The sequence below is a fragment of the Streptomyces sp. NPDC004752 genome (genome assembly GCF_053601275.1).
The window spans coordinates 29,741-47,622 of the sequence record NZ_JBSGBN010000029.1 but is presented as its reverse complement, the minus strand read 5'-3'; the positions used below and the strand labels follow the sequence as shown (position 1 = coordinate 47,622).

Annotated in this window: 14 protein-coding genes, 1 pseudogene and 1 riboswitch; of the genes and pseudogenes, 7 read left to right on the top strand and 8 right to left on the bottom strand. The window is 69.7% G+C overall.

Going from position 1 to position 17,882, the window contains the following annotated elements:
- Nucleotide 1 precedes the first annotated feature (1 nt).
- Entirely contained in the window at nucleotides 2-244 is a 243-nt protein-coding gene (locus ACWEKM_RS14875) for a hypothetical protein (RefSeq protein WP_451621561.1), read from the top strand.
- Here the strand turns inward: ACWEKM_RS14875 and ACWEKM_RS14870 are convergent.
- The 5 genes from ACWEKM_RS14870 to ACWEKM_RS14850 all read right to left on the bottom strand — a co-directional run bounded on the left by ACWEKM_RS14870 (nucleotide 157) and on the right by ACWEKM_RS14850 (nucleotide 7,470).
- Complete coding sequence (locus ACWEKM_RS14870) at nucleotides 157-1,179, bottom strand: ribonucleotide-diphosphate reductase subunit beta (protein ID WP_451621560.1); 1,023 nt, start codon at nucleotides 1,177-1,179, stop codon at nucleotides 157-159. The genes ACWEKM_RS14875 and ACWEKM_RS14870 overlap by 88 nt on opposite strands.
- Nucleotides 1,170-3,587, bottom strand: a complete 2,418-nt coding sequence (locus ACWEKM_RS14865) for a ribonucleoside-diphosphate reductase subunit alpha (protein WP_451621559.1) — start codon at nucleotides 3,585-3,587, stop codon at nucleotides 1,170-1,172. The genes ACWEKM_RS14870 and ACWEKM_RS14865 overlap by 10 nt, the downstream gene beginning before the upstream one ends.
- 123 nt (nucleotides 3,588-3,710) lie before the next feature.
- Nucleotides 3,711-3,882, bottom strand: a riboswitch (cobalamin riboswitch).
- Nucleotides 3,883-4,297: 415 nt separating this feature from the next.
- Nucleotides 4,298-4,507: a YbdD/YjiX family protein gene (locus tag ACWEKM_RS14860; RefSeq protein WP_451621558.1), complete on the bottom strand. Its 210-nt coding sequence runs from the start codon at nucleotides 4,505-4,507 to the stop codon at nucleotides 4,298-4,300.
- Nucleotides 4,479-6,617 carry a carbon starvation CstA family protein gene (locus ACWEKM_RS14855; protein ID WP_451621557.1) on the bottom strand — a complete coding sequence of 713 codons (2,139 nt, stop codon included), beginning with the start codon at nucleotides 6,615-6,617 and terminating at the stop codon, nucleotides 4,479-4,481. Before ACWEKM_RS14855 ends, ACWEKM_RS14860 begins: the two co-directional genes overlap by 29 nt.
- An 88-nt stretch (nucleotides 6,618-6,705) precedes the next feature.
- Entirely contained in the window at nucleotides 6,706-7,470 is a 765-nt protein-coding gene (locus tag ACWEKM_RS14850) for a GntR family transcriptional regulator (RefSeq protein ID WP_451621556.1), read from the bottom strand.
- 440 nt (nucleotides 7,471-7,910) lie between these two features.
- On the opposite strand from ACWEKM_RS14850, the gene ACWEKM_RS14845 reads away from it, so the two are divergent.
- The 4 genes and pseudogenes from ACWEKM_RS14845 to ACWEKM_RS14830 all read left to right on the top strand — a co-directional run.
- Nucleotides 7,911-9,197: an extracellular solute-binding protein gene (locus tag ACWEKM_RS14845; protein ID WP_451621555.1), complete on the top strand. Its 1,287-nt coding sequence runs from the start codon at nucleotides 7,911-7,913 to the stop codon at nucleotides 9,195-9,197.
- A 211-nt stretch (nucleotides 9,198-9,408) separates the two neighbouring features.
- Nucleotides 9,409-10,395 carry a carbohydrate ABC transporter permease gene (locus ACWEKM_RS14840; protein ID WP_451621554.1) on the top strand — a complete coding sequence of 329 codons (987 nt, stop codon included), beginning with the start codon at nucleotides 9,409-9,411 and terminating at the stop codon, nucleotides 10,393-10,395.
- Between the two features lie 14 nt (nucleotides 10,396-10,409).
- The gene (locus tag ACWEKM_RS14835; protein WP_451621597.1) at nucleotides 10,410-11,285 is read left to right on the top strand and encodes a carbohydrate ABC transporter permease; all 876 of its coding nucleotides are present in this window, start codon (nucleotides 10,410-10,412) and stop codon (nucleotides 11,283-11,285) included.
- Between the two features lie 395 nt (nucleotides 11,286-11,680).
- Nucleotides 11,681-11,973 (top strand): annotated as a pseudogene (locus tag ACWEKM_RS14830) (glycoside hydrolase family 3 protein); the annotation flags it as partial.
- Between the two features lie 138 nt (nucleotides 11,974-12,111).
- Here ACWEKM_RS14830 and nagB read toward each other — a convergent pair.
- Entirely contained in the window at nucleotides 12,112-12,897 is a 786-nt protein-coding gene (nagB, locus tag ACWEKM_RS14825; RefSeq protein WP_451621553.1) for a glucosamine-6-phosphate deaminase, read from the bottom strand.
- Nucleotides 12,898-13,634: 737 nt separating this feature from the next.
- On the opposite strand from nagB, the gene ACWEKM_RS14820 reads away from it, so the two are divergent.
- The gene (locus ACWEKM_RS14820; protein ID WP_451621596.1) at nucleotides 13,635-15,101 is read left to right on the top strand and encodes a sensor histidine kinase; all 1,467 of its coding nucleotides are present in this window, start codon (nucleotides 13,635-13,637) and stop codon (nucleotides 15,099-15,101) included.
- 176 nt (nucleotides 15,102-15,277) lie between these two features.
- On the opposite strand, the gene ACWEKM_RS14815 is transcribed toward ACWEKM_RS14820, so the two are convergent.
- Nucleotides 15,278-15,535: a WhiB family transcriptional regulator gene (locus tag ACWEKM_RS14815; protein WP_003992873.1), complete on the bottom strand. Its 258-nt coding sequence runs from the start codon at nucleotides 15,533-15,535 to the stop codon at nucleotides 15,278-15,280.
- Between the two features lie 319 nt (nucleotides 15,536-15,854).
- Nucleotides 15,855-16,823 carry a diacylglycerol/lipid kinase family protein gene (locus ACWEKM_RS14810; RefSeq protein ID WP_451621552.1) on the bottom strand — a complete coding sequence of 323 codons (969 nt, stop codon included), beginning with the start codon at nucleotides 16,821-16,823 and terminating at the stop codon, nucleotides 15,855-15,857.
- Between the two features lie 134 nt (nucleotides 16,824-16,957).
- Between ACWEKM_RS14810 and ACWEKM_RS14805 the strand changes: the two genes are divergently transcribed.
- Nucleotides 16,958-17,413 carry a hypothetical protein gene (locus ACWEKM_RS14805; RefSeq protein WP_451621551.1) on the top strand — a complete coding sequence of 152 codons (456 nt, stop codon included), beginning with the start codon at nucleotides 16,958-16,960 and terminating at the stop codon, nucleotides 17,411-17,413.
- Nucleotides 17,414-17,882 lie beyond the last annotated feature (469 nt).

Sequence of the window (17,882 nt, the reverse complement as noted above, 5' to 3'; positions counted from 1 at the left end):
CATGAACACGAACCAGATCGAAGGCATGATCGGCATGCTCGCGGTCCTCGGGATCCTCGTCCTCCTGGTCCTCCCGTCGGTGTTCGGTATCGTGCGCGACCGGCGCGTCGACCGACAGCTCAGGGAGGCCGGGGAGGCGGCGGACGAGGAGCGGGATCAGAAGTCCTCGTCCAGGTCGACGGTGCCCTCCACCGCCACCTGGTACGCCGACGGGCGCCGCTCGAAGAAGTTGGTCAGCTCCTGAACCCCTTGCAGCTCCATGAAGGAGAAGGGGTTCTCGGAGTCGTACACCGGGGCGAAGCCGAGCCGGGTCAGACGCTGGTCGGCGACGCACTCCAGGTACTGCCGCATCGAGTCGGTGTTCATGCCCGGCAGGCCGTCACCGCACAGGTCGCGCGCGAACTGCAGCTCCGCCTCGACGGCCTCCCGGAGCATGTCGGTGACCTGCTGCCGGAGCCGGTCGTCGAAGAGGTCCGGCTCCTCCTTGCGGACCGTGTCGACCACGTCGAAGGCGAAGGACATGTGCATGGTCTCGTCGCGGAACACCCAGTTGGTGCCCGTGGCCAGGCCGTGCAGCAGGCCCCGGCTGCGGAACCAGTAGACGTACGCGAAGGCGCCGTAGAAGAACAGGCCCTCGATGCACGCGGCGAAGCAGATCAGATTGAGCAGGAAACGCCGGCGGTCGGCCGTCGACTCCAGGCGGTCCAGGCGCTCGACCGAGTCCATCCACCGGAAGCAGAACTCGGCCTTCTCCCGGATGGACGGGATGTTCTCGACCGCGGCGAAGGCCGCCGCACGGTCCTTCGGGTCGGGCAGATAGGTGTCCAGCAGCGTCAGATAGAACTGGACGTGCACGGCCTCCTCGAACAGCTGACGGCTCAAGTACAGCCGCGCCTCGGGGGAGTTGATGTGCTTGTACAGCGTCAGCACCAGATTGTTCGCGACGATCGAGTCGCCCGTGGCGAAGAAGGCGACCAGCCGGCCGATGAGGTGCTGCTCGGCGGGGGTGAGCTTGGCGAGGTCGGCGACGTCGGAGTGCAGGTCGACCTCCTCCACGGTCCAGGTGTTCTTGATGGCGTCCCGGTAGCGCTCGTAGAAGTCGGGGTAGCGCATGGGGCGCAGGGTCAGCTCGAAGCCGGGGTCGAGAAGGTTCTGGGAACGGTGGGAGATCACTGGCATGCCTCGCAGGACTCGGGGTTTTCCAGGGAGCAGGCGATCGCTTCGGGGTCCGGGACGGCCTGCACGGGGACGGTGGCCCGGGGCTGCGCCCGGGCCGCGCGGGCGATCCGGGTCGCCGGGCGGGACCGCAGGTAGTACGTGGTCTTCAGACCCTGCTTCCAGGCGTAGGCGTACATCGAGGAGAGCTTGCCGATGGTCGGCGTCTCCATGAACAGGTTCAGGGACTGGGACTGGTCCAGATAGGGCGTGCGGGCCGCGGCCATGTCGATCAGGCCGCGCTGCGGGATCTCCCACGCCGTGCGGTACAGGGCGCGCACCTCTGCCGGGAGCCACGCGAAGTCCTGTACGGAGCCGTTGGCGTCGCGCAGCGACTCGCGGGTGCGGGCGTCCCACCCGCCCAGCTCCTTGAGGTCCTGCACCAGGTACGAGTTGACCTGGAGGAACTCACCGGAGAGGGTCTCGCGCTTGAACAGGTTCGAGACCTGGGGCTCGATGCACTCGTAGACCCCGGCGATGGACGCGATGGTCGCGGTGGGCGCGATGGCGAGCAGCAGGCTGTTGCGCAGGCCGGTCGTCGCGATCCGCTCGCGCAGCGCCGCCCAGCGCTCCGGCCAGGTGAACTCGACGCCGTAGTGGTCGGGGTGCAGGACACCCCGCGCCGTACGGGTCTGCTCCCAGGCGGGCAGCGGGCTGCTCCGCTCGGCGAGGCCGGCGGATGCCTCGTAGGCGGCGAGCATGACGCGCTCGGCGATGCGGGTGGAGAGCTGTTTCGCCTGCGCCGAGTCGAAGGGCAGGCGCAGCTTGAAGAAGACGTCCTGGAGGCCCATCACGCCCAGGCCGACCGGCCGCCATCTGGCGTTGGAACGACCCGCCTGCTCGGTCGGGTAGAAGTTGATGTCGACGACCCGGTCGAGGAAGGTCACGGCGGTGCGGACGGTCTCGTCCAGCCGCTCCCAGTCGATGCCCCCGCCGCTCACGAACGCGCCGAGGTTGACCGAGCCCAGGTTGCAGACCGCGGTCTCGCCGTCGTCGGTGACCTCCAGGATCTCCGTGCAGAGGTTGGAGGAGTGGACGACATGGCCCGGCTCGGCCGTCTGGTTGGCGGTGCGGTTGGCCGCGTCCTTGAAGGTCATCCAGCCGTTGCCGGTCTGCGCGAGGGTGCGCATCATGCGGCCGTAGAGATCACGGGCCGGGATGGTCTTCCTCGCGAGCCCGGCCGCCTCCGCCCCGCGGTAGGCGGCGTCGAACTCCTCGCCCCACAGGTCGACCAGCCCGGGCACGTCCGACGGGGAGAACAGCGACCACCGCTCGTCGGCGTCGACCCGCCGCATGAACTCGTCCGGGATCCAGTGGGCGAGATTGAGGTTGTGCGTACGGCGGGCGTCCTCGCCGGTGTTGTCGCGCAGCTCCAGGAACTCCTCGATGTCCGAGTGCCAGGTCTCCAGATAGACCGCCGCCGCGCCCTTGCGCCGGCCGCCCTGGTTCACGGCGGCCACGGAGGCGTCGAGGGTCTTCAGGAACGGGACGATGCCGTTGGAGTGCCCGTTGGTACCGCGGATCAGCGAACCGCGGGAGCGGATGCGGGAGTAGGCGATGCCGATGCCGCCGGCGTGCTTGGAGAGGCGGGCCACCTGGTGGTAGCGGTCGTAGAGGGAGTCCAGCTCGTCCTTGGGGGAGTCGAGGAGATAGCAGGACGACATCTGCGGGTGGCGGGTGCCGGAGTTGAAGAGCGTGGGGGAGGAGGGCAGGTACTCGAGGCGGCTCATCAGCCGGTAGAGCGCGGCGACTTCGTCCACGGCGTGCCCGGAATCTCCCCCGGCGGCGCCTCCATCGGCGAGGCCGGCGGCCACCCGCAGCATGAAGTGCTGGGGCGTCTCGACGACCTTGCGGGTCAGGGGGTGCCGGAGCAGGTAGCGGCTGTGCAGTGTGCGCAGTCCGAAGTAGCCGAAGCGGTCGTCGGCCGCGGGGTCGATCAGTGCGTCGAGCCGCTCGGCGTGCAGCTCCACGAAGGCGGCGGTGCGGTCGGCGATGAGTCCTTCCCGGTGTCCCACGGCGATCGACCCGGTGAACGAGGTGACGCCCTGTGTGGCGGCCTCGGCGCGGATGGAGCGGGTCAACAGCCGGGCGGCCAGCCGCGAGTAGGCGGGGTCCTCCGAGATCAGGCCGGCGGCCGCCTCGGTGGCCAGCTCCCGCAACTCCGCGGCGACATCGGCGTCGGCCCGCGCGGACCGGCCGCGCAGCGCGGCGGCGGCGACCCGGCCGGGGTCGGCGTCGGGCAGGTCGGCGGTCAGCTCGGTCAGGGTCCGCAGCAGCGCGGCACCGGGACCGTCGGTCTCCACCGGGACCGCGGTCGCCTGGGCGGCTGAAACCGGGTCGGCTGAAGCCGGGTCGGCTGGCGCGATGGTCACGTGGGGCTCTCCCTCGCTCGGCACGGGGCCTTGCGGAGGGCAGGGGGCAGCACACGAGCGCACACGGCGTCGCGCCCACCGGCCCATTCCACGAGGCCCGGACGTCAGGGCACCCGGACCGGACGGTCGGGTGCGCCGTCGGCAGGTCCTCGGACTGAAGCCTGCATGCGGGTATGTGGGCATACGCGCATGAGTACACCGTTGCGGGACAGTTCCGGATTCACACCGGATTCCCCTGCGGCGACAGCGAGCATGAGCATACATCTAGTGTCGGGCCGTCATGACACCCCCAGATGTTGTGTAGTACGTCAACGGATCGCCGTCGCTCGTCGGCTCCGACGGCACGTTGCGGATGCGTGGTTGCCGGTGCGGTGCCCCACGCCCGTTCGGGGCGCTCGTCCACGCCCGCCGGAGCCTTGACGGCCTTCAGGGCGGCCTTCAGGGCGGCCTTCAGGGCGGTCTTCAGGACGACGGCGACCGTCCGCTGCACCATCCCGGCCACCCGGCCCGCGAGCAGCGCCCAGCGACGGAACCAGCGATGGAACCAGCGATGGAACCAGCGGGTGAACGGGCCGCCGACCGGGGCTCGGAAGGTCTGCGGGAGCCGGCCGCCGCGCGGCGCCCCCGTGGCCGGACGGGTCGGGGCGAAGGCGTGGTCGGCTGCGTCGTCGGCCTCGGCGAAGATGTCGTCCCGGTCGCGAACGGCGTGCTCAGCAGCAGCGGAAGCCCTGGCGGGGGTCCGACTCCTGGCGGTCCGTGCGCATCCGCTCGAATTCCCGGCGGGACGGCGGCGCCGCCTCCGGATGCCGCTCCGCCAGCTGCGCGACATAGCGTTCGTAGGCCGACTCGCCCGTCAACTCCCGCACATACCAGCGCAGTCCGCGCAGTCCGCTAGCCACCCGCCGCAGTGCCGGCCGCATGCCGAGCCGCCTCCTTCTCGGTCCGCGTCGGGACCAGCCCGTCCGGGGCGGTGATCTTCGACTCGACGTAGGGCGTCTCGCTCAGGGTGGACAGCGCCGGGCGGCGGATGTGCCGCATGCACACCCGCAACGCGTCCAGGACGACGATCACGACCAGCAGGGCGAGCACCGCGGAGAGGACGCCGTCCACCGTGGAGTTGGTGACCACGGTGTGCATGTCGGCCATGTTCTTGGCGGGCGGCAGCACCTGTCCCGCGTCGATGGCGTCCTGGAACACCTGGCGCTGTTTGAAGAAGCCGACCTTGGGGTCCGAGGAGAACACCTTCTGCCAGCTCGCGGTCAGCGTCACCGTCGTGTCCCAGGCGAGCGGGATCCCGGTGACCCAGGCCCACTTGAGCCGGCCGGACTTCACCAGCAGCGTGGTGCAGACGGCCAGGGCGACCGCCGCCAGCAGCTGGTTGGAGATGCCGAAGATCGGGAACAGCTGGTTGATGCCGCCGAGCGGCTCATGCACGCCGACCCACAGGAAGTAGCCCCACAGCCCGCACACCAGGGCACTGGTGACGACCAGCCCCGGCTTCCAGCCGATGTTCCGGAACGGCCGGTAGAGGTTGCCGAGGGTGTCCTGGAGCATGAAGCGGCCCACCCGGGTGCCCGCGTCCAGCGCCGTCAGGATGAACAGCGCCTCGAACATGATCGCGAAGTGGTACCAGAAGGCGCGCAGACCGCCCCCGGTGACCTTGGCGAAGATCTCCGAGACGCCGACGGCCAGGGTGGGCGCGCCGCCCGTGCGGGACAGCAGGCTGGACTCCTCGACGTTCTTCGCGGCCTGCGCCAGCTCGGCGGGGGAGATGTGGTAGCCCCAACCGCTCACGACCTGCGAGGCGTTCTGCACCGTCGTGCCGATCGCCCCGGAGGGCGCGTTCATCGCGAAGTACAGCCCGGGGTCGATGATGCTCGCCGCCACCAGCGCCATGACCGCCACGGCCGACTCCATCAGCATGGAGCCGTAGCCGATCAGCCGGATCTGCGTCTCCTTCTGGATCATCTTGGGCGTCGTGCCGGAGGAGATCAGCGCGTGGAAGCCGGACAGGGCGCCGCAGGCGATGGTGATGAACACGAACGGGAAGAGCGAGCCCGCGAAGACCGGCCCGTCGCCGCGCGCGGCGAAGTCGGTGACCGCGTCCATCCGCAGCGTCGGCAGGGTGATCACGACCCCCAGCGCGAGCAGCACGATGGTGCCGATCTTCATGAAGGTGGAGAGGTAGTCGCGGGGCGCGAGCAGCGTCCACACGGGCAGGATCGAGGCGATGAAGCCGTATGCCACCAGCCAGACGACCAGCGTCGAGGGTGCCAGGGTGAAGGTGTCCGCCCAGGACGACTCGGCGACCCAGCGCCCGCCCACCAGCGCGAGCAGCAGCAGCGCCACCCCGATCAGCGACACCTCCGTCACCCGGCCCGGCCGCAGCACCCGCAGATAGCAGCCCATGAGCAGGGCGATCGGGATCGTCATGCCGATGGAGAAGGTGCCCCAGGGGGAGGAGGCGAGGGCGTTGACGATGACCAGGGCCAGCACACCGAGCAGGATGATCATGATGGCGAAGGCGGCGAGGAGGGCCGCCGCGCCGCCGAACGGGCCGATCTCCTCGCGGGCCATCTGGCCGAGGGACCTGCCGTCCCTGCGCGTCGAGAAGAACAGCACCACCATGTCCTGGACGGCGCCCGCGAAGACCACCCCGGCGATGATCCAGATGGTGCCGGGCAGATAGCCCATCTGCGCCGCCAGCACCGGTCCGACCAGCGGTCCGGCGCCGGCGATCGCCGCGAAGTGGTGGCCGAGCAGCACCCGTCGGTCGGTGGGGTGGAAGTCGATGCCGTTGTCCAGCCGCTCCGCCGGGGTGGCCCGGGTCCGGTCCAGCTTGAGGACCCTGCGGGCGATGAACGAGGCGTAGAAGCGGTAGGCGATCGCGTACGAGCCGAGGGCGGCCGCCACCATCCAGGCGGCGGAGACCTCCTCGCCCCGGGAGAGCGCGAGCACGGACCAGCCGGTCGCGCCGACGATCGCGACGAGCGTCCAGACGGCGATGGTGCGGACATGCGCGGTACGCATCGCGGAGCCCTCCCGTTCATGCGGTGACGGGAGGAACGTAGAACAGGAACCGGGCTCGCGCCACACCGCATGCGGCACCGCAAGTGGCTTATTCCCGCGGGCGCTTGAGCCGTGCGACGAACTTGTAGCGGTCCCCGCGGTAGACCGACCGCACCCACTCCACCGGGTTGCCGTCCTTGTCCAGCGAGTGCCGGGAGAGCATCAGCATGGGCAGGCCCACGTCCGTGCCGAGCAGGCCCGCCTCGCGCGGGGTGGCCAGCGAGGTCTCGATGGTCTCCTCGGCCTCGGCGAGCCGGACGTCGTACACCTCGGCGAGGGCGGTGTAGAGGGAGGTGTACTTGACGAGGCCGCGGCGCAGCGCCGGGAAGCGCTTGGCGGACAGATGCGTGGTCTCGATGGCCATCGGCTCGCCGTTGGCCATGCGCAGCCGCTCGATGCGCAGCACCCGGCCGCCGGCCGAGATGTCGAGGAGTTCGGCGAGCCGGTCGTCCGCGGTGATGTAGCCGATGTCCAGCAGCTGCGAGGTCGGTTCCAGACCCTGGGCCCGCATGTCCTCGGTGTAGGAGGTGAGTTGCAGCGCCTGGGACACCTTCGGCTTGGCGACGAACGTGCCCTTGCCCTGGATCCGTTCCAGCCGGCCCTCGACCACCAGCTCCTGAAGGGCTTGGCGGACGGTGGTGCGCGAGGTGTCGAACTCCGCGGCGAGCGTGCGCTCCGGCGGCACCGACGTGCCCGGCGGGAGCGTCTCCGTCATGTCGAGCAGGTGCTTCTTCAGGCGGTAGTACTTGGGCACACGCGCGGTACGGACGGTCGTCCCACCCTCGTTCTCCGCACTGCTGACGTCGGTGCTCATGTTCTGCCTTCCCGGCTCCGGGTGCCGAAAGCGGCCGACATCCCATCGGCCACGGATCACATCGTGGCACGGCTCCGTGTGACGGGAGGCCACCCGAACGGTCCGTGATCTCCTCTGTATACCGTCGCGCCCTTTGCTGGTCTAGTCCATGGCACCCTCCGGGCGGCCGTGACACGGCCCAAGTGGCCCGTCCGAACTGTCGGTTGCGCAATGAGGGGTCAATGAAGGGGGCCAATGAAGGGTCTCTGCATATCTCGGTCGCATCACGGACGTCCGGAGCCTGCTTGAGCGCCCTTGACACGCCTATTGGTCTGGGCCAAGCTCCCCGTACTGGTCTACACCATTGGTCCAGGTCCCGGCCCCACGGGCGGTACACAGCGCTGACGCGCGCCGCGGGGAGGCAGGGGGGTTTGTGGCATCCCTGATTCGAGGAGGATGGCGTGAAGCGCAGGCTGACAGCCGCGATCGGTATCGCGGGCATGGCCGTCTCCATCGCGGCGTGCGGCAGCGACAACGGGGGCGACGGCGGTTCGGGCAAGGGGGCGGACGCCAGGGAACTGACCGTCTGGCTCGCCGTCGACGCGCAGAACAACTGGCCCGAGCTGGTGAAGGCCGCCGACGCCGCCGTGCAGAAGAAACACCCCGGCATCAAGATCAAGCACGAGTACTACGGCTGGCCGGACAAGAACACCAAGCTGGACGCCGTCCTCGCCACCGACAAGGCCCCCGACGTGGTCGAGATGGGCAACACCGAGATGCTCGGCTACCTGGTCAAGGGCGCCTTCGCCCCCATCGACCCGGCCGGGTACGGCAACTCCGCCGCTTGGCTCGACGGCCTCAAGGCATCGGTGACGTACGAGGGCAAGACCTACGGCGTGCCGTACTACGCCGGCGGCCGGGTCGCCAACTGGCGCAAGGACGTGGCCGCTTCGGCCGGTGTCAAGACGCCCCCGAAGACCTACGCCGAGCTGACCTCCGCCCTGGACAGGATCCAGAAGAAGCAGGGCGACAAGTTCAACGCCTGGTACCAGCCCACCCGCGACTGGTACGCGGCCATGTCCTTCGTCTACGACGCCGGCGGCTCCATCGCCGAGGAGGACGGCGGCCAGTGGAAGGGCACCCTCTCCTCGCCCGAGTCCGTCAAGGGCCTCAAGGAGTTCAAGAACGTCGTCGACCAGTACATGCACGGCGACAAGACCAAGGACGAGGCCGACCGTTACATCGTCTACGGCCAGGGCAAGTCCGCCATGATCTTCGCCCCCGCCTGGGAGGGCGCGACCGCGGCCGACCCGAAGAACGACAAGACCGGCAAACTGAAGGACAACGTCGAGAACTTCGTGATGCCCGGCCCGTCCGGCAAGAACATGCCCGTCTTCCTCGGCGGCTCCGACCTCGCCATCCCGGTGAAGTCCAGGGCCCAGGCCGTCGCCGCCGAGTGGATCAACGCCTTCACCGGCCCCGAGGGCCAGAAGGGCCTGATGGCCAAGGGCAATCTGCCCAACAACAAGACGGACCTCGCCACCTTGAAGGACGACCCGGCGACCGCCGTCCCGGCCACCGCGGCCGAGTCCAACTGGTTCGTCCCGATGGCCCCGGGCTGGGGCCAGGTCGAGAAGGCCCAGGTCCTGCAGACCATGCTGCAGAGCATCGGCACCGGCAAGAAGACGGTCGAGGCCGCCGCGAAGGAGGCGGACACCGCGATCGACAAGGTGATCAACACCAAGTGACGTGAGCGCAGGGCCCCGTGGACCCCGGGGGGAGTGCGGGGGTGGGGCCCCGCTTCTCGTCCGGCCGCGCGGGCTCCGGCCCCGCGCGGCCCTCCGGGAGGAGGCTCCGTACCCAGACACGGCCCTCCGGCACCGGGCCTGCGTACGGAACTCCGGTTTCCGTGCGGGATGTCGGCTTCGTACGACCAGAGGGACCGCTGAGGAGCGCGCGATGAGTGCCGCAGACACGACCACCCCCGCCAAGGTGCCGCCGCCGCGGCAGGCGCCACCACCGGGCGGCACGGAACGGCCGAGCGGAAAGCGGACGTCCGGCGGCGCGGGCACCCCCTGGCTGCTGCTCGCCCCGTGTCTGGTCATCCTCGTCCTGGTCATGGGCTATCCGCTGGTCCGCCTGGTCACCCTGTCCTGCCAGAAGTTCGGGCAGTCCCAGCTGTGGGGCTTCCAGCCGGCCGAGTCGGTCGGGTTCGACAACTTCTCCAAGGTGCTCGGCGACGGCGAGTTCTGGCAGGTCGTGCTACGCACGATCGTCTTCGCGGGCGGCTCGGTGATCTTCACCATGGTCCTCGGCATGCTGGTCGCCCTGCTGCTGCAGCGGGTCTCCAGCTGGGTGAAGACCCTGATCAACATCGCGCTGGTGGCGAGCTGGGGCATGCCCGTCATCGTCGCCACCACCGTCTTCAAATGGCTCTTCGACGCCGACTACGGCATCCTCAACGCGCTGCTGAGCAAGCTGCCGGGCGTCGAAATGATCGGCCACAACTGGTTCGCGAGCGGCCCGGAGGGCCTGGCCGTGATCATGCTGCTGGTGGTCTGGGGCGCCGTGCCCTTCGTGGTCATCACGCTCAGCGCGGGCCTCACCCAGGTGCCCGGGGAACTGGAGGAAGCCGCCCGCCTCGACGGCGCGGGCGGCTGGGGCGTCTTCCGCCATGTCACCCTGCCCATCCTCAAGCCGATCATCGTGATGCTCACGACCCTGTCGGTCATCTGGGACATGGGCGTCTTCCCGCAGGTCTTCGTGATGCGGGGCGGGCACCCGGAGGCCGAGTTCCAGCTGCTGACCACCTACTCCTACGACCGCGCCTTCGTGGTCAACGACTACGCGCAGGGCTCGGCGATCGCCCTGATCACCGTGGTGCTGCTGCTCGGCGTGGTCGCCGTCTATATGCGCCAGATGCTGAAGATCGGAGATGTCGAATGAGCGGCATGAGCAGCATGAGCGGCACGAGGGCGATCGCCACCGGCGGCCGGCGCTGGAGCGGATCCCGACGTGGGAGCGGGTCCCGGCTCGGCTGGAACCTCCTCGGCCTCCTGGTCTTTCTCATCGTCGGCTTCCCCGCCTACTGGATGCTCAACACGGCCTTCAAGCCGGCCAAGGACGCCATCGACCCGGACCCCGGCCTGCTGCCCACAAGCCTGACCCTGTCCAACTTCAGCCGAGCGCTGGACATCGCCGACTTCTGGGGCCCGGTGGGGCGCAGCCTGATCGTGTCGCTGTCCGTCGTGGCGATCGGCGTCGTCATCGGCATGCTGGCCGCGCTCGCCATCTCCCGGTTCGCCTTCCGCGGCCGAAAGATCGTGATCGTGGGCATCCTCGCGGTGCAGATGGTCCCGCTGGTCGCCATGATCATCCCGGTCTTCCTGCTGCTGAACGACCTGCACCAGTACGACAAGCTCAGCGGCCTGATCCTCACCTACCTGACCTTCATCCTCCCCTTCACGGTGTGGACGCTGCGCGGCTTCATCGTCAACATCCCGAAGGAACTGGAGGAGGCCGCGATGGTCGACGGCTGCTCCCGCACCGGCGCCTTCATCCGCGTCGTCTTCCCCCTCCTCGCCCCCGGCATGGTCGCCACCTCGGTCTACGGCTTCATCCAGGCATGGAACGAGTACCTGTACGCCCTGATGCTGCTCAGCCAGGAACACCAGACCGCGACCGTGTGGCTCGGCAACTTCACCACCAAGCACGGCACCGAGTACGCGCCGATGATGGCCGGTGCCACCATGATGGCCGTGCCGATCGTCGTGCTGTTCCTGATCGTCCAGCGCAAGATGGCCGCTGGTCTGACCGCGGGCGCCGTGAAGGGCTGACGCGCGCCCCGCGTCGGCCTGGCGGCAGCGGGCCTGGCGTCGGCCTGTTCGGGCGCGATGTCGCCTCGCTCGGACAACGGGCCGCCCTCACCGCCTGGCGCCCCGGCAGACAACGTTTGCCCGTTGAGGAGCGGCGTCGTGGGGGTCCCCCCTGCTCGAACGGAGCCGAGAGCTTGGGGGAGCGTGCTCTCGGCGTGCCGGGTGCAGGCCCTCGTACTGGACGTACTTGGGCTTGTGCCCGGTGCGGCGAGTGGGGGTGCCCCCTGCTCGAAGAGCTCGGGGGAGCGTGCCGGGCGTCGTGACGGGGCGAACGTTGCCTGTTGGGGCACTAGTTGCCCGCCGAACACGACGACGTCCTGGTCGCCATCGACGAGGAGGACGGGGATGTCACACGCCCGGAGGCGGGTACGGGCTCCAGCTTCCCCGGCACGGACACGGGACCGATCGTGCGGACCGCGGCGGGCGGCCGTCGACCATGGCGGCCGTCGTCCGCGACGAGCACCGCCACCCCTGGATGACGACGGTCCTCGACCTCCTGTCGGCGGCCCGTCCCGACACGATCGTGGCCGAGCCGGGCATCATCCTCCGGGCCCCGCCGCGCGGCGCCCCGCACATCGCCGCCCATGGCGCGGCCCGGGTGTGCGGACGGGCGGCGACGGAAGCCGTCGCCGGGGTACGCCGACCGTGACGCCCGCAGGCACCGGGGCTTCACGGCGTAGCCCGGCGCCCCACGGCATTTGGGCGGCCCGGAGCAATCCGGAGCGATCAGGGGCTATATGGGGCGTTCTGGGGTGATCGGAGCCTATTTGGTCCCGGCCGGGAGCGGTCAGATGCCCTGCCAATCCGGCTTGTTGGCATACGTGTGCCGGAAGTAGTCGGCGAGCTTCAGTTTGGCGGCCGCGGCCTCGTCCACGACGACCGTGGCGTGCGGGTGCAGTTGCAGCGCCGAGGCGGGGCAGACGGCGGCCACCGGCCCCTCCACGGTCGCCGCGACCGCGTCCGCCTTGCCCTCGCCGGTCGCGAGCAGCACCAGGTGCCGGGCCTCCAGGATGGTGCCGATGCCCTGCGTGATGACGTGGTGCGGCACCTGCTCGATATCGCCGTCGAAGAAGCGCGCGTTGTCGATCCGGGTCTGCTCGGTCAGCGTCTTGATCCGGGTGCGCGAGGCGAGTGAGGAACACGGCTCGTTGAAGCCGATATGCCCGTCGGTCCCGATCCCGAGCAGTTGCAGATCCACGCCGCCGGCCTCTCCGAGCGCCCGGTCGTACGCCGCGCAGGCGCCCAGGATGTCCTCGGCCGTTCCGTCCGGCCCCATGAACGCGTCCATCGCGATCCCGAGCGGCTCCAGCACCTCCCGGCGCAGCACCGAACGGTAGGACTCCGGATGGTCCGCGGGCAGCCCCGCGTACTCGTCGAGTTGCGCTATGCGTGCCCGCGAGGTGTCCACGGCGCCGGAGCGCAGCTTGTCCGTCAGTGCCTGGTAGACGGGCAGCGGGGTCGAGCCGGTGGCCACGCCGAGCACGGCGTCGGGCTTGCGCCGGAGCAGCCGGGCCATGGCCTCGGCGATCAGCTCGCCGCCCGCCCTGGCGTCCTGGACGATGACAACTTCCACGCTGGGCCTGCCGTTCTGAAGTCTGAAGAGGGCTGGAAAGTCTATGTGGTTTAGACCAATCTAGCATCGACCCGGCACGGGCGCCGAGCCCCTCGGGGGAGGAGAAGAGACCCGCCGGCCGTCGGCTCCGGCGCCGCCTCGGACGAGCGGGCCGCACCACCCCCGAGGCGGAGGAGGACCCGTACCCCGACGTGGAGGAGGACCTGCGCATGTCCCGCCAGGCACGCGACGGCGCAGCCGAAAGGAACCGGAAGCGGTCGCGGATATGTCCATGGCCATCCGGCCCCCCGCGCCCCCGAAGGGGCGCGGGGAACTGCGCGACCAGCCACAACGGCGCCGCGGACGACCGACGGCACATCGCGGCCCTCCCCAGCGGAGCGCTCAGGCTGCGAAGCGACGACGAACAAGCTCCAACACATAGACACACCCACATGTCTAGTCCACAATGCGTGGAGGCGCGGCGTACGGCGGGACCGTACGACGTAGCCGCAGTCATCCGTCTTCCCCGCACAGGAAGGCGGACCGAGGATCCGGAGCTCTCTGCCCTGACTGCCCCGGCTCCTCATCCTTCGGCCGACCGGGACCGCACACCCCGAGGCCGTTGCTGCTCCGGGCTGCGGTGCCGGGAGGGTTGAGGGTCCCTCTAGGCGCCGCGGCCCGCGGGTGTTCCCGGACCCCGGCGACGGGTGTTTTCAGCGCCGGACAAACCGCCGGGTACGCTCGCACATGTGCCCTCCATGAACGAACTCGTCCGCCAGCACACCGCCCTCGACGACTCCGATCTCGAGTGGCTCCATCTGCTGGTCTCGGAGTGGCAGCTGCTCTCCGATCTCTCCTTTGCCGACCTGGTCCTGTGGGTCCCCACCAGTGACGGCACCCGGTATGTCTCGGTCGCCCAGATGCGCCCCAACACCGGCCCGACCTCCTACCAGGACGACATGGTCGGCCACCTCGTCCCGCGCGGCCGGCGCCCCATGCTGGACGCGGCGCTGGACGAGGGCCGGATCGTACGCGAGGGCGACCCCGAGTGGCGCGAGGAGGTCCCGGTCCGGGTCGAGTCGATCCCCGTGCGCCGGGCGGCCCGCGTCCTCGGAGTCATCGCCCGCAACACCAACCTGCTGACCGTGCGCACCCCGAGCCGTCTTGAGCTGACGTATCTGCAGAGCGCCTCCGACCTGGCGCAGATGATCGCGGCCGGCTCCTTCCCGTTCCCGGACCAGCAGGTCGACATGGACGCCTCGCCGCGCGTCGGCGACGGCCTGATCCGGCTGGACGCGGACGGCATCGTCCAGTACGCCTCCCCGAACGCCCTCTCCGCCTACCACCGGCTCGGGCTCGCCGCCGACCTGCTCGGCCACCACCTGGGCCGGACCACCGCCGAACTCGCCCCGACCCGGGGGCCGGTGGACGAGGCGCTGGCCAAGGTCGCCAGCGGCTGGGCGCCCCGCGAGTTCGAGATCGAGTCGGCCGACGGGGTGATTCAGTTCCGGGCGATCCCGCTCAAACCCAAGGGCACCCGCATCGGTTCGCTGGTGCTGCTCCGGGACGTCACGGAACTGCGGCGCCGCGAACGCGAGTTGATGACCAAGGACGCGACGATCCGGGAGATCCACCACCGGGTGAAGAACAACCTCCAGACGGTCGCCGCCCTGTTGCGTCTGCAGGCCCGGCGTATCGAGTCGGAGCCCGGCCGGGAGGCGCTGGAGGAGGCGGTGCGACGGGTCGGTTCGATCGCGATCGTGCATGAGACGCTCTCCCACAACCTGGACGAGCGCGTGGAGTTCGACGAGATCGCCGACCGGGTGCTGGCGATGGTCGCGGAGATCTCGCCGGGCAAGGTGACCGGTCGGCGCAGCGGACGCTTCGGCATACTCGACGCCGAGGTGGCGACCCCGTTGTCGATGGTGCTCACCGAGGTCCTGCAGAACGCCCTGGAACACGGCTTCCGCGAGGGCGAGACCGGCACCGTCGAGGTCACGGCGGTGCGCGGCGGCACCACCAAGGAGGCCCGTCTCCTCGTCACCGTCCAGGACGACGGCGTGGGCCTGCCCGAGGGCTTCGACCCGCACCGCTCGGGCAACCTCGGTCTGCAGATCGTACGGACGCTGGTCGAGGGCGAGTTGGGCGGTACGTTCGACATGGTGCCGGCGCCCGAGCGGGGGACGCGGGTGATCCTGGACCTCCCGGTGCAGGCGCAGAAGTAGCCCCGCGCAGCAAAAGACCCCGGACCCAGGTCGGGTCCGAGGCCAGTGCTCGTTGCTATGTGTTCTAGCTGTGTGTTCTAGCGCATCGGTGGTACTGCGCGCTGCGGCTCGGGGGCGGGAGATGCGCACTCGCTGTACGCGCCGCCAAGCTCAGGCTGTCGAACGGGGTGGGAGTGTCAGGCGGATGCCTGACGGGCCCGGTTGCGAGCGGCGCGGCGCTTCATCGCGCGGCGCTCGTCCTCGCTGAGACCACCCCAGACGCCGGAGTCCTGACCGGACTCAAGCGCCCACTGCAGACACTGCTCGATAACCGGGCAGCGACGGCAGACGGCCTTGGCTTCCTCGATCTGCAGCAGCGCGGGACCGGTGTTGCCGATGGGGAAGAACAGCTCGGGGTCTTCCTCGCGGCAAACGGCGTTGTGACGCCAGTCCATGGCTGCTACCTCTCCTTGGTATTACATGCAAGTTGCTTGTGAATGTGAACGCTTTCACGAATCCCTCAACAAGTGAAGGGCCGACTGCCAGGTTCCCCGGCGTGGTCCTGTGGTGTGAAGAGGGGTTCCGGTGATCAGTGGAGGCCGGTGTTGCGGGCCGTCCCGATCGCCACGTAGAGACTCGCAAACCTCGGCGGCGGATACAACCCCTTCCGAAAAGTTTTTTTTGATTCCTCGGTGTCGACTAGGTCACAGCCGTACTTCCATGGGGTGGAGCCTGGCCTAAACGTTCGAGTGAAAGGACTTTGGCCTGTTCCGCTCACACAATCACACGCAGTGCACGGCGTACGCCTGTGAACGTCACGCTCGTACGCAGTCCGAGGTGGTCACCGTCCATCTGGAGGGGCAGTGGCACCTTCGAATGCAAGGTGAAGCGGTCCATGTCGTGCAGGGACACGACATGCTTGCCATGGGGCCCGCGCTCGGGGGACGAAGTGAGCAACTGGGTGCCATACCGGGCAACCGCGGCCGTGGACAGACGGCTGAGGCCGAATACGTCGACGCCCTTGTCGAACGAGGCTTTAGGCGACGTATACATGGGGCGATTGCCGAGATACGTCCAGGGAGACGTGTTCGACACTATCGCCACGACGAGATCGCTGATCGGGGCGGCGCCCTCGCGTTCGAGCGTGATCGTGCCCCGTCTGCGGTTCGGCTCACCGAAGAACTGCCTGAGAACCTGACGGACGTACAGGCCGTGGGTCGACGTCCTGCCGAGTTCGCGCTGCTGCTCGACACGGCCGACCACGCCGGCGTCGAAGCCCAGTCCCGCGTTGAAGGTGAACCAGCGTGTCGGGACCGACTCGTCGGCGGTGCCGGGGGTGCCCGCGGTGAGGCCGAGGCCGACGACACGCTCGCGCTTCTCGCTCACGGCGTCCAGCAGGACGCCGGTGGCCTCGACCGGATCGTTGGGCAGGCCCAGCGCGCGGGCGAACACGTTGGTGGAGCCGCCGGGCACCACCGCGAGGCCGGGCAGGCGGTCGGGGTCGGGGCCGCCGTCCAGCAGGCCGTTGACGACCTCGTTGACGGTGCCGTCGCCGCCGAGCGCCACGACCAGGTCTATGTCGTCGCTGTCCGCGGCCTGTCGGCCCAGGTCACGCGCGTGCCCCCGGTACTCGGTGGTGACCGCCTCCAGCTTCATCTCGCTCGCCAGGGCGTGGATCAGTACATCGCGCGTACGTGCGCTTGTGGTGGTTGCCGCCGGATTGACCACGAGAAGTGCACGCATGGGGTGCAGCGTACCTACTGGGTGGTACCGGGCCCAGCCCGAGGTAGGGATCGGGTAAGAGGTAGGGATCCGGTAAGAGGTGAGGGTGTGCGCCTGGGACAGGGGGGCGTGACAGCGGCGGCTACCCTGCTGGGGTGAGCAGCGAGCAGAACCCCACCCCGAACCCCGCGGAGGCCGACGGCCCGCGCCCGCGTCGGCTGACCCTGGCGGCGGCGCTGGCCGGGCTGGAGGGGGCCGCGTTGGTGACCGGGGGAGTGTGGACGTTCGTCCTCGGCCTCACCGGCGCGCCGGACGACCGGCAGCAGGCCATCACCCTGGGCGTCACCCTGATCGTCCTGGCGCTGCTGCCGCTGCTTGCCGCGCGCGGTCTGCTGCGGCGGCGCGGCTGGAGCCGGGGGCCCGCCGTGATCACCCAGATCATGGCCCTGCCGGTGGCCTACAGCCTGCTCCAGGCCGACAGCGTGGCCATCCCGGCGGGCATCGTCCTCGCGGTGGTGGCGGTGGCGGCCCTGGTCCTGCTGATCAACTCGGAAACCACCCAGGCCCTCGGCATCCGCGGCCCGGGCCACCCGGAGGAGCCGAAACGGTAGAGCCGACGCCAGCGGCAGCGCACCCCACCCCACCAAAGGCAACAGCACCCCCACCACGGCCCCGACTCCAACCCTCGGCCCGGTTTCGGCCGTGGCCACGGTCTCTGCCCTCGGTCCGGCTTCGGCCGTCGGTCCGGTTTCCGCCCGGCGTCCTGCTTCGGCCGTGGTACTGGCTTCGGCCGTGGGTTCGGTCTCCGCTCGCGGTCTGGCTTATGCCGTAGGTCTGGGTGTTGCTTTGGGGCCGGCTTCCGTCCCCGGTCCGGCTCCGCCGCTCGCGTGTGCCGCCGCCGCGGCGACCGGGCCGCCTCCGGGTCGCGGGCCGCGAGCGGCTTCCACCGTAGGGTCTGGCTTCGTTCGTCCGTCCGGTCTCCGCCGTCCGCTCGGCCCCCGCTGCTCGCATGGCTTCCGCCGTCGGTCCGGTCTTCGCCGTGGGCCCGGCTTCGACCGTCGGCCCGGTCTCCGCCGTGGG